This window comes from Pseudomonas meliae, from assembly GCF_001400515.1.
Classification (GTDB): Bacteria; Pseudomonadota; Gammaproteobacteria; order Pseudomonadales; family Pseudomonadaceae; genus Aquipseudomonas; species Aquipseudomonas amygdali.
Window position 1 is genome coordinate 1 of sequence record NZ_LJQT01000009.1, and the last position, 12030, is coordinate 12030.

Sequence of the window (12030 nt, forward strand, 5' to 3'; positions counted from 1 at the left end):
ACGCGGAGCGTGGGAACGAGAATCTGAGCCGAACGCCAATCACCTGACACCACAGAACCACGAACTGCATGCCTACGCGGAGCGCAGGCACGATAGTCATCTCAAGTGAGCACAGAGACGATAATGCAGGTCGCCTGAATCAGCGGCGCCGGAACAGCGGTAGCGGCTCGTCGGTTGCAGCCTGATAGGTCACCGAAAAGTCCTTGAGGCCTTCCAGCGCCTCGTACGGGTCCTTGTCGGCACGCACTGCAAAGGCGTCGAAGCCACAGCGGCGCATGTAGAACAACTGATCGCGCAACACGTCGCCGATGGCACGTAATTCGCCCTTGTAGCCAAAGCGATCACGCAACAGGCGCGCGTTCGAGAAGCTACGACCGTCAGTGAAAGCCGGAAAGTTCAGGGCGATGACCTGAAACTGGTCCACATCTGCGCCAATCTCTTCGGCTTCTTCATCACTGTCCAGCCATACGCCCAAACCGCCATCGCGTGCCTTCAATGCATGCGCGTGTTCGCGCCACAGTGCCAGCGGCACGATCAGGTCGTCGCAGTTCGACAGGCTGTCAAAGGTGGTTTCCTTCGGCAACAAGTGCCAGGTTTCATCAATGACTTCGTTGTTCTTAATGATTCGCTGCATAGACGCGCTCCTTGAAAGGGTCAATGCCAATACGTTGGTAGGTGTCGATAAAGCGCTCGTCTTCTGTACGTTTTTCAACGTAGACGTCGATCAGCTTCTCGATCACGTCCGGCATCGCCTCCTGGGCAAAGGAAGGGCCGAGGATCTTGCCGAGGCTCGCATCACGGCTGGCACTGCCGCCGAGTGAGACCTGATAGAACTCTTCACCTTTCTTGTCCACGCCCAGCACGCCGATATGGCCGACGTGGTGGTGGCCGCAAGCATTCATGCAGCCGGAAATATTCAGGTCCAGCTCGCCGATATCGAACAGGTAGTCCAGATCGTCGAAGCGGCGCTGGATGGATTCTGCAATCGGAATCGACTTGGCGTTGGCCAACGAGCAGAAATCACCGCCAGGGCAGCAGATGATGTCGGTCAGAAGACCAATGTTCGGTGTGGCAAAACCATTGTCGCGCAGCTCGTTCCACAGGGTGAACAGCTCGGCCTGCTCGACGTCGGCCAGGATGATGTTCTGCTCGTGGGAAGTGCGCAGTTGACCAAAGCTGTAGCGATCGGCCAGATCGGCGATGGCGTCCAGCTGCTTGTCGGTCACGTCGCCCGGCGCAACGCCGGTGGGCTTGAGCGACAGGGTCACAGCAATGTAGCCAGGCTTTTTGTGGGCCAGCACATTGCGTTGACGCCAGCGAGCGAAACCTGGGTGTTGAGCGTCCAGTGCTGCCAGTTCGGCGTGCTGGTCGCTGAGAGCCTTGTATTGCGGGTCGACGAAGTGCCGGGAAACGCGCTGCACTTCGGCTTCGGTCAGGGTGGTCTGGCCACCACGCAAGTGCGCCATTTCGGCGTCGACCTTGGCGGCGAACACCTCGGGCGTCAGTGCCTTGACCAGAATCTTGATCCGCGCCTTGTACTTGTTATCGCGACGGCCATAACGGTTGTAGACCCGCAGGATGGCGTCGAGGTAACTCAGCAGGTCCTGCCACGGCAGGAACTCGTTGATGAAGGCACCTACAACCGGCGTACGGCCAAGGCCGCCACCCACCAGGACGCGGAAACCCAGCTCGCCGGCTTCGTTGCGCAACGGTTCAAGACCGATGTCATGTACTTCGATGGCGGCGCGATCACTGGTCGAACCGTTGATTGCGATCTTGAACTTGCGCGGCAGGTAGGCGAACTCCGGGTGGAACGTGGTCCACTGGCGGACTATTTCGCACCATGGGCGTGGGTCCACCAGCTCGTCTGCAGCAACACCGGCAAACTGGTCGGTGGTCACGTTGCGCAGGCAGTTGCCGCTGGTCTGGATCGCGTGCATCTGCACGGTCGCCAGTTCAGCGAGAATATCCGGTACATCTTCAAGCGCAGGCCAGTTGAACTGTACGTTCTGGCGAGTACTGATGTGCGCGTAGCCCTTGTCGTAGTCACGGGCAATTTTGGCCATCATGCGCGCCTGACGCGAGGTCAGCTGGCCGTATGGAACCGCCACACGCAACATCGGCGCAAAGCGCTGCACATAAAGGCCGTTTTGCAGGCGCAATGGTCGAAATTCTTCTTCGCTCAGCTCCCCGGCCAGATAGCGTCGGGTCTGATCCCGGAACTGCTTGACGCGGTCCTCGATGATCTTCTGATCGTAATCGTCGTATACGTACATATAGGTCCTGTTCTCAGGCTTCGTCATGAAGCAGGGCAGTTGCGTCAGTCAGGGCACACGCCCGTCACTCGCGGTAGCCTGCTTCATCTGGTCAATTCTGCGCGCACGACCGCGCACTCCGTCGGGAGCGAAGGCGACGATAGCAGTTTGCAGATATCGATAAAAGTGATGTTTGTATATATGCAAATCACTAAAAGCGATAAGCAAAAAGGCGTTCGGTCATATCCCTGCTTGCCGTGTGGGCAAGACTCGACTTAACTGTGAATTGACCGATGCCGAATGAGTGTCGTAACCCTTCCTTTCATATGCAATCACCCATAAGACCGACAAGAGGCGATGCGATGAGCAAGCACCCGAAAGTAACCAAACCGGGCAGATCCGTGGACACCTGGGCCATTTTATTCATTGTCATACTGGCCGTGGGCGCGGCGATGTTCTGGGCAAGCAGCCAGTGACGGCTGAACAAAGAATTTGCCTGAGTCTCCAGAACCTTGCTGTAGCAGCCGATAACTCGCGTGTAGCGATAAATTCCTGCTACCTCAAGGTTCGTTGATATGAAGGCGCTATTTGTTGGCTGGCTAATGCTATTCGGCTTTTGGTGGGCCGGATCCGCATGTGCCGCCTCGGTGGTATTTCTGAGTCCCGGTACAGAGACCGATGGCTATTGGCAGAGCCATGCCCGGGTGATGCAGACGGCCGCCGATACCACCGGTATGTCACTCAAAATTCTCTATACCGATCGCGACACCCGCAAGTTGCTGGCCATGGCGCGCGATACGCTGCAAGGGTATGTGCGTCCGGACTACCTGATGTTTTCCAATGAGCTGAATGTCGCCCCTGAAATCCTGCGTATGTCTACAGGCAGCGGGGTCAAGCTGTTCGCCGTCAACAATACACTGACGGCGGATCAGATTCGTATTCTGGGTGATCTGCCGTCGCGCTATCCGGATTTCATTGGCAGCCTGGTCGGCAACGACGAGCAGGGTGGTTACCTCACGGCGAAAAGGCTTATCAGCCTTGCTCACCCGGTCATGGACGGGCAGGAGGTTGAAATGCTCGCGTTCTCGGGCACCAACACCACGCCTGTGTCCCTGTTGCGTGAAAAAGGCATGCTGCGCGCCTTGTCAGAGCACCCGGAGGTGCATTTGCGGCAAATTGCGCTGGGAGGATGGCGTCGGGATCGCGCACTCGAGCAGGCGCGCGTGTTGTTCAAACGCTACCCGCAGACACGCCTGGTATGGGCTGCCAATGAGCAAATGGCGTTCAGTGCGATGGATGCATTGCGGGAAAAAGGCGGTAAACCGGGTGAAGATTTGTTGTTCAGTGCCATTAATGGCACCTCGCTTTCATTGCAGGCCCAGCTCAATGGCAATCTGAGCGTGGTTGCTACCGGGCATTTCACCCTGGGCGGATGGGCAATCATCCTGTTGCATCGCTATGACACTGCCCAGCGGCAAGCCCGGCAACAGGTCGGCGCACGCACTATCGATGTGTTGCACCTGGTCGAGCCACAGGACACGCAACGCTTTCTGAACGCAACCCGCGAGGAGCGCTACCGGCTTGATATTCAGGCATTCAACGTGGGGGCTTTTGGCGAGGACTCACCGTTTTCCCTGAAAAACATGTTGCCGCCTGATCGCCCAGGCGGCAAGTAGCCGGGTCAGTGCTTACTCGTCATAACCCAGGTTCGGTGCCAGCCAGCGCTCGGTGACGCTCAGGTCCTGGCCTTTGCGGGCGGTGTAGCTTTCGACCTGATCCTTATCCACCTTGCCTACCGCAAAGTACTGCGCCTGAGGATGGGCAAAATACCAGCCGCTGACGGCCGCAGCCGGGAACATTGCGTAGTGCTCGGTCAGGAACACGCCGCTTTTGCCGGACGTATGTTCGGGTGTGCCTTCCGGCAGTGGATCGAGCAGGGCGAACAGGGTGCCTTTTTCGGTGTGATCCGGGCAGGCCGGGTAGCCGGGAGCCGGACGAATGCCCATGTATTGCTCCTTGATCAACGCCTCGTTGTCCAGCGCCTCGTCTTTCGCGTAACCCCAGTATTCCTTGCGCACCTGCTGGTGCAGCCATTCGGCACAGGCCTCGGCCAGACGGTCGGCGAGCGCCTTGACCATGATCGAGTTGTAGTCGTCGCCCTTGTCCTGATACGCCTTGGCAACTTCTTCGGCACCAATGCCGGCTGTGGTGATGAAACCACCGATGTAGTCGGTCAGGCCACTGTCTTTCGGCGCGACGAAGTCGGCCAGCGAAAAATTCGGCTTGCCGTCAGGCTTTATGGTCTGTTGGCGCAGGTGATGCAGCTTCGCCAGCGGCTTGCCGTCGTCGCCATAGACTTCCAGATCATCATCGTTGACCTGATTGGCTGGCCAGAAGCCGAATACTGCACGGGCGCTGATCAGTTTCTCGTCGATCAGCTTGCGCAGCATCTGAGTGGCGTCCGCATACAGCGCGGTGGCCGCTTCACCGACCACTTCGTCGGTCAGGATGCGCGGGTATTTACCGGCCAGATCCCAGGAGATGAAGAACGGTGTCCAGTCGATGTATTCGGCCAGCACGTTAAGGTCGATATCCTGCAGGACCCGGGTGCCGGTGAAGGTCGGTTGGGCAGGGGTATAGTTTTCCCAGTCGAATTGCGGCTTTTTCGCCACCGCCGCGCCATAGCTCAAGCGCTCGGTGCGCGCACTGCGTGCCGAGGTACGCTCACGTACTTCGACGTATTCCAGGCGGGTCTTTTCGATGAAGGCCGGTTTCAGTTCTTTCGACAGTAACTGGGTCGCCACGCCCACCGCACGTGAAGCGTCGGTGACGTAGATGACTGCATCATTGCTGTATTTAGGCTCGATCTTGACCGCAGTGTGGGCTTTGGAGGTGGTCGCGCCACCGATCATCAAGGGCAGATGGAAGTCCTGGCGCTGCATTTCCCGGGCAACATGGACCATTTCGTCCAGCGACGGCGTGATCAGGCCTGACAGACCAATGATGTCGCACTTTTCATCGCGCGCCACCTGGAGAATTTTCTCGGCAGGCACCATCACCCCGAGATCGACGATGTCGTAGCCGTTACAGCCCAGCACCACGCCAACGATGTTCTTGCCAATGTCATGGACGTCGCCCTTGACCGTGGCCATGAGGATCTTGCCCTTGGCTTCGGGCTTGTCGCCTTTTTCCAGCTCGATGAACGGGATCAGGTGCGCAACTGCCTGTTTCATGACCCGTGCGGACTTCACCACCTGAGGCAGGAACATCTTGCCTGCGCCAAACAGGTCACCGACCACGTTCATGCCCGCCATCAATGGGCCTTCAATCACTTCGATGGGGCGGGTGAATGCCAGACGCGACTCTTCGGTGTCCTGCACGATATGAGTGGTGATGCCCTTGACCAGCGCATGCTCCAGCCGTTGATTGACCGGCCAGCTGCGCCATTCCTCGGTTTCCGCTTCCTTGACGCTGCCATCACCCTTGAACTTGTCGGCAATTGCCAGCAGTGCGTCGGTGCCTTCGGCGTTACGGTTGAGCACCACGTCTTCGACGCAGTCACGCAGTTCAGCAGGGATCTGGTCGTAGATTTCCAGCTGGCCGGCGTTGACGATGCCCATGCTCAGGCCGTTGCGGATCGCATGCAGCAGGAACACCGAGTGAATCGCCTCGCGCACCGGGTTGTTGCCGCGGAACGAGAACGACACGTTGGACACGCCACCCGAGGTCAACGCATACGGCAGCTCGTCACGGATGTAGGCGCAGGCGTTGATGAAGTCCACGGCATAGTTGTTGTGCTCTTCAATACCGGTAGCGATGGCGAAGATGTTCGGGTCGAAGATAATGTCTTCCGGCGGGAAGCCCACTTCGTTGACCAGAATGTCGTAGGAGCGCTTGCAGATTTCCTTCTTGCGCGCCTCGGTGTCGGCCTGCCCCTGTTCATCGAAGGCCATGACCACCACGGCTGCACCATAGCGCTTGCACAGGCGGGCGTGATGAATGAACTGCTCGACGCCTTCCTTCATGCTGATGGAGTTGACGATGCCCTTGCCCTGGATGCATTTGAGGCCGGCCTCGATCACTTCCCACTTGGACGAGTCGATCATGATCGGTACGCGGGAAATGTCCGGCTCGCCTGCGATCAGGTTGAGGAAGGTCACCATGGCCTTCTTCGAGTCGAGCATCCCTTCGTCCATGTTGATGTCGATCACCTGGGCACCGGCTTCGACCTGCTGCAGGGCGACTTCCAGCGCTTCGGTGTAGTTGTCTTCACGAATCAGACGGGCAAAGCGGGCAGAGCCGGTGATGTTGGTGCGCTCGCCGACGTTGACGAACAGCGACTGACGATCAATGGTGAACGGTTCCAGGCCCGACAGGCGGCAGGCTTTTGGAATGTCCGGAATTTCGCGTGGCGCGTAGCCCGAAACAGCCTCGGCAATCGCCTTGATGTGCGCTGGCGTCGTACCGCAGCAACCGCCGACGATGTTCAGGAAGCCGCTTTGCGCGAACTCTTCGATGATCTTCGCCGTCTGGCTCGGCAGCTCGTCGTATTCGCCAAAGGCGTTGGGCAGACCGGCGTTGGGGTGCGCAGATACATGGGTGTTGGCCTTGTTGGCCAGCTCTTGCAGGTAAGGGCGCAGCTCGCTGGCACCCAGCGCGCAGTTCAGACCGACCGAGATCGGTTTGGCGTGGCTGATCGAGTTCCAGAAGGCTTCTGTGGTCTGTCCCGACAGGGTACGTCCCGAAGCGTCGGTGATGGTCCCGGAAATCATGATCGGCAGTTCAAAACCCACTTCTTCGAACACGCCCTGCACGGCAAAGATCGCCGCCTTGGCGTTAAGTGTGTCGAAAATGGTTTCGATCAGGATGAGGTCGGCACCGCCCTCGATCAGCCCCTTGGTGGCTTCGCTGTAGTTCTCGACCAGCTCGTCGAACGTGACGTTGCGATAGCCAGGGTTGTTGACGTCCGGCGACAGCGAGCAGGTGCGGCTGGTAGGGCCCAGCACGCCCGCCACGAAGCGCGGCTTGTCCGGCGTTTCAAGGGTTTTGGCGTCTGCGACCTTGCGTGCCAGGCGCGCGCCTTCCACGTTCAGTTCGTAGACGATCGACTCCATGCCATAGTCGGCCTGGGAGACCTGAGTGGCGTTGAAGGTATTGGTTTCGAGAATGTCGGCACCGGCATCCAGATAAGCCTTCTCAATGGCGCCGATCACGTCAGGCCGGGTCAGGATCAACAGGTCGTTGTTGCCCTTGACATCGCTTGGCCAATCGGCGAAGCGCTTGCCCCGATAATCGTGCTCTTCAAGCCTGTAGCTCTGAATCATGGTGCCCATGCCGCCATCGAGGATTAGAATCCTCTGTTTCAGAGCAGTGAGAAAGGCTTGATGGCGGGCGCGGCGGTCAGACATGGGGGCTACCTTGAGAAGGTCGATACTTTAAAGGACGGGATGATAGCAAACCGGAGCGGTTTTGGTGGTGCTGCGGCTTTTGCATGAAAATCATTCATGTTGGAGGCAATTACGGCCTAGTAGAATTGTGCCATTTTTAATGACAGAGCCTACGGGATATGCCGCACCGTTTGTTGGCAAGCATCGCCTTGCTTTTTATCTGCTGTGCTGCACAGGCCCAGACACCCTCAGCCACACCCGCAAGCCCGGCTATTTCCTACGTAAAGGATATTCAGCCGATCCTTACCGAGAAATGCGTTGCCTGCCATGCCTGCAACGACGCTCCCTGCCAGCTGAACCTGGGCAGCGGGGAAGGCGTGAGCCGTGGTGCCAGCAAGATCCCGGTTTACCAGGGCGAGCGCAGCGAGGCGGTAGCGCCGACCCGACTGTTTTATGATGCGCGTGATACCGAGGCGTGGCGCGGCAAGGGTTTTTACTCTGTGCTGGAGGCCCAGGGCAGTCAGGCAGCCCTGATGGCGCGCATGCTCGATCTGGGGCGCAGCGCGCCGTTGCCGGCCAACAGCAAAATTCCAGACGAGATCGCACTGGGCATCAATCGCGAAAATGTCTGCCCGCTGCCCGGCGAATTCAACGCCTATGCCGCAGCTCATGCGCAACAAGGCATGCCACTGGCGGTGGCTGGCCTGACCGATGCCGAATACCAGACGCTGCAACGCTGGCTGGCCGCCGGTGCCCCGGTCGAGCAGCAGGGCATTACCCCGAGTGTCACGGAAACGGCGCAGATCAATGCCTGGGAGGCGCAGCTCAACGAGCCTGGCGCGAATCAGGCGCTGGTCGGTCGCTGGCTGTTCGAGCACCTGTTCCTGGCGCACATCTATTTCGAAGGCGGTGAGGCGGGGCACTTCTTCCAGTGGGTGCGCTCGCGAACTCCAAGCGGCAAGCCTGTGGACCTGATCGCTACTCGTCGCCCCGACGATGATCCGGGCAGTGACTTCTATTATCGATTGATCCCTGTGCAGGGCGTGATCGTTCACAAGACCCACATTACCTATGCCATGAGCCCACAGAAACTGATGCGGGTCAGGCAGTTGTTCTATGGTAACGACTGGAAGGTCAACGCACTGCCTGGCTATGGCCCTGGCCATCGGGCCAATCCGTTCCTGACCTTTGAAGCGATCCCGGCAGCGGCGCGTTATCAGTTCATGCTCGACAACGCCGAGTATTTCGTCCGCACCTTCATTCGCGGGCCGGTCTGTCGCGGGCAGATCGCGACCGATGTGATTCGCGATCAGTTCTGGGTACTGTTCCAGGACCCGGCGCACGACCACTACATCACCGATGCGGCTTATCGCGGGCAGGCCACGCCTTTACTGGCCATGCCGGGGCAGAACGATGACGTCGGCAGCGTGCTCAGCCTGTGGCTGTCGTACCGGGACCGGCGTAATCAATATGAAGACATGCGCCGCGACAGTTACGCAAAAATGCCGGCACCGGGGTGGAGCACGCTGTGGGCTGGCAACGACAATGCCTTGCTGACCGTTTTCCGTCATTTCGACAGCGCTTCGGTCAATAAAGGCCTGATTGGCGACGTGCCGCACTCCATGTGGTTGTTCGACTTCCCGTTGCTGGAGCGTACCTATTACCAGTTGGCGGTGAACTTCGATGTCTATGGCAACGTTTCACATCAGGCACAGACCCGGCTGTATTTCGATTTGATCCGCAACGGTGCCGAGATCAACTTCCTGCGCCTGATGCCTGCCGATCGTCGGGAAGACATACTCAGCAATCTTTATCAGGATGGCGGCAAGATCAAGATGTGGCTGGATTACCAGAAGATCGATGACGATACGCCAACCGGTATCAAACTCGATGAAAAGGCCCCGCAGCGTGACTTTGCGTTCAAGCTGATCGAGCGTTCCGGCAACCTGAATGCCGCGCCTGATCCAATCAACCGCTGTAGCGGGGCGTATTGTTCTCGGCCAAACCTCGACAGCAGTTTTGCCCAGGCGGAACAGGCACTGAGCCGTTTGACCTCACGCCCGGCGGCGGGCCTGAAAGTCATCGATCAATTGCCGGAAGCAAGCATGCTGCGCATCGAGGGCAGCGACGGCAAACGCATGATCTACAGCATGCTGCGCAACCGTGCGCACAGTAACGTCGCGTTTCTGCTGGGCGAGTCTTATCGCTATATACCGGGGCTGGACACACTGACCGTCTACCCGGGCGTGCTCAGCAGTTATCCGAATTTCATCTTCAATATTCCGGTCGCACAGGTGCCGGCCTTTGTCGATGCCATGCAGCAGAGCAAGGATCAGGCGAGTTTCGGAAAAATCGTCCAGCGTTGGGGCATCCGTCGTACTCATCCACTGTTCTGGAGTTACTTCCACGATCTGAATCGCTACGTTCAGGAAACTGAACCACGCGAAGCGGGTGTGCTGGACATGAATCGCTACGAGAACCTCTGAAAAACCGGGGCTTCACGCCGCAGGCCCTTGTGCAACATGGCCTTGCCTGCGGCCATCTTTACTTCCTGAACAAAATGTATCTCGCGCGATCTTTTTTCCAAAAAGGTGGTCCGAAATGGTGCGCGTCATAGGCCGGTTTATCAAACGACCCATGATTGAAAGTCAGGCAGTAGAGGTTTTTTGTGATGTTGATTTCAGTTCAGGCGCTACGGGCGTTCGCAGCGTGGGTCGTGGTGTGTCATCACTTCATGCAGATTTTTTTCGATTTCAAGGCCAGCGGCCCGGTGGGACAGTTCTTTGTGTCGAAGGGCGCGGTCGGCGTTGATATCTTCTTTGTCATCAGTGGTCTGGTTATCTTTTTGTCGACGCAGAACAGCGATATGCCTGCACGGCGCTTCATTCTGCATCGTCTGATTCGCATCGTTCCGGCCTATTGGCTGTACACCGCCGCCATGGCTCTGTTGTTGCTGATTGCAGCACCGATGCTCCCGCATCAGGTCATCGGCTGGCAGAACTTCCTCTTGTCACTGGTATTCATTCCTTCCGAAAACCCCGGTGGTTATGGCCTTTACCCGACGCTTAACGTCGGCTGGACGCTCAACTATGAGATGTTTTTCTACCTGCTGTTCTCGGTGGTATTCCTCTTTCAACAGCGTCACCGGCCGCTGATCATTGCCGCAGCGCTGTTTGCGGTCAGTGAGGTTCTGGCTCGCGCCGGGCTGATCAGCCGCTTCTATGGCAATGACATCATTTACGAATTCCTGCTGGGTATCGGCATCGGCATCCTCTATCGCCGTGGCTGGATCAAACAGGCGCTATGGCTGCCGCTGGCGGGCATTGCGGTAGGGCTGTATGCGATCAATCACCTGACCAACGAGCAGCGTCTGCTTAACTGGGGCCTGCCGAGTGCCTTGATCGTACTATCGTGCATCTCGCTGGAACCGTATTTCCAGGGCAACAGGCTGCTCAAGGTACTGGGCGACTGCTCGTACTCGGTCTACCTGCTGCACGTTCTGGTGCTGTACGGCGGCTTGCTGATGGCGCAGCGCTTTGGCCTCAGCCCCTATGTGGTTTTCGCGTTCTGCGTGCCGATCATCGCCATCGGTGCCTGGGTCAGTTATGAGTGGATCGAGAAGGGTCTTTACCGCCGGATGAAAGCCTGGCTGGATGGACGCCGAGCGGTCAGCCAGGCGCAGGCATTAACCTGACAAAAATACTAGGACTTTGTGTGACGGTGCCGATTGGCGTAAACTGCTGGCACGTCTGCGAGGAATTTTCATGACCGCTATCACTATTACCGATGCCGCCCACGATTATCTGGCCGATCTGCTGGAAAAGCAGAACACCCCGGGCATTGGCATCCGCGTATTTATTACCCAGCCCGGCACTCAGTACGCTGAAACCTGCATTGCCTACTGCAAGCCGGGTGAAGAAAAGCCGGAAGACAAGGCTATCGGCCTGAAGAGCTTCACCGCCTGGATTGATGGTTTCAGCGAAGCCTTTCTGGATGATGCCGTAGTTGATTACGCCACTGATCGCATGGGCGGCCAGTTGACCATCAAGGCACCAAACGCCAAGGTGCCAATGGTCAATGCCGACAGCCCGATCAACGAGCGCATCAATTATTATCTGCAAACCGAGATCAATCCGGGCCTTGCCAGTCACGGCGGTCAGGTCACGCTGATCGATGTGGTTGAAGAAGAGTCGAAAAATATTGCTGTTCTGCAATTCGGTGGCGGTTGCCAGGGTTGCGGTCAGGCCGATGTCACGTTGAAGGAAGGTATCGAGCGTACGTTGCTTGAGCGCATTCCCGAGCTGTCGGGTGTTCGCGATGTTACCGACCATACGCAGAAAGAAAACGCTTACTACTAAGCCTTTCTCTGCTGCGCAAAAACGCCCTAG

Annotated in this window: 7 protein-coding genes; 4 read left to right on the forward strand and 3 right to left on the reverse strand. The window is 57.9% G+C overall.

What is annotated here, in order from left to right:
- Positions 1-139 precede the first annotated feature (139 nt).
- The gene (locus ALO64_RS00190) at positions 140-634 is read right to left on the reverse strand and encodes a DUF934 domain-containing protein (RefSeq protein ID WP_002553657.1); all 495 of its coding nucleotides are present in this window, start codon (positions 632-634) and stop codon (positions 140-142) included.
- Entirely contained in the window at positions 618-2276 is a 1659-nt protein-coding gene (locus ALO64_RS00195; protein WP_002553658.1) for a nitrite/sulfite reductase, read from the reverse strand. Before ALO64_RS00195 ends, ALO64_RS00190 begins: the two co-directional genes overlap by 17 nt.
- Positions 2277-2830: 554 nt before the next feature.
- Between ALO64_RS00195 and ALO64_RS00200 the strand changes: the two genes are divergently transcribed.
- Positions 2831-3931, forward strand: a complete 1101-nt coding sequence (locus ALO64_RS00200) for an ABC transporter substrate-binding protein (RefSeq protein WP_044343971.1) — start codon at positions 2831-2833, stop codon at positions 3929-3931.
- A gap of 12 nt (positions 3932-3943) precedes the next feature.
- Here ALO64_RS00200 and metH read toward each other — a convergent pair whose 3' ends face one another.
- Positions 3944-7663, reverse strand: coding sequence for a methionine synthase (metH, locus tag ALO64_RS00205; RefSeq protein WP_044343972.1), 3720 nt, complete (start codon positions 7661-7663; stop codon positions 3944-3946).
- Positions 7664-7995: 332 nt separating this feature from the next.
- Between metH and ALO64_RS00210 the strand changes: the two genes are divergently transcribed.
- The 3 genes from ALO64_RS00210 to nfuA all read left to right on the forward strand — a co-directional run bounded on the left by ALO64_RS00210 (position 7996) and on the right by nfuA (position 12000).
- Positions 7996-10128 carry a fatty acid cis/trans isomerase gene (locus tag ALO64_RS00210; protein ID WP_031599337.1) on the forward strand — a complete coding sequence of 711 codons (2133 nt, stop codon included), beginning with the start codon at positions 7996-7998 and terminating at the stop codon, positions 10126-10128.
- Positions 10129-10313: 185 nt separating this feature from the next.
- Positions 10314-11336 (forward strand): acyltransferase family protein, encoded by a 1023-nt coding sequence (locus tag ALO64_RS00215; protein ID WP_002553664.1) that lies wholly within the window; start codon positions 10314-10316, stop codon positions 11334-11336.
- Between the two features lie 70 nt (positions 11337-11406).
- On the forward strand, positions 11407-12000 hold the full coding sequence (nfuA, locus tag ALO64_RS00220; RefSeq protein ID WP_005732819.1) for a Fe-S biogenesis protein NfuA: 594 nt from the start codon (positions 11407-11409) through the stop codon (positions 11998-12000).
- Positions 12001-12030: the final 30 nt, after the last annotated feature.

Bases quoted from the DNA above. Each gene is read 5' to 3' on its own strand.
- ALO64_RS00190 (WP_002553657.1), bottom strand. From the start codon at position 634: ATGCAGCGAATCATTAAGAACAACGAAGTCATTGATGAAACCTGGCAC.
- ALO64_RS00195 (WP_002553658.1), bottom strand. From the start codon at position 2,276: ATGTACGTATACGACGATTACGATCAGAAGATCATCGAGGACCGCGTC.
- ALO64_RS00200 (WP_044343971.1), top strand. From the start codon at position 2,831: ATGAAGGCGCTATTTGTTGGCTGGCTAATGCTATTCGGCTTTTGGTGG.
- metH (WP_044343972.1), bottom strand. From the start codon at position 7,663: ATGTCTGACCGCCGCGCCCGCCATCAAGCCTTTCTCACTGCTCTGAAA.
- ALO64_RS00215 (WP_002553664.1), top strand. From the start codon at position 10,314: ATGTTGATTTCAGTTCAGGCGCTACGGGCGTTCGCAGCGTGGGTCGTG.
- nfuA (WP_005732819.1), top strand. From the start codon at position 11,407: ATGACCGCTATCACTATTACCGATGCCGCCCACGATTATCTGGCCGAT.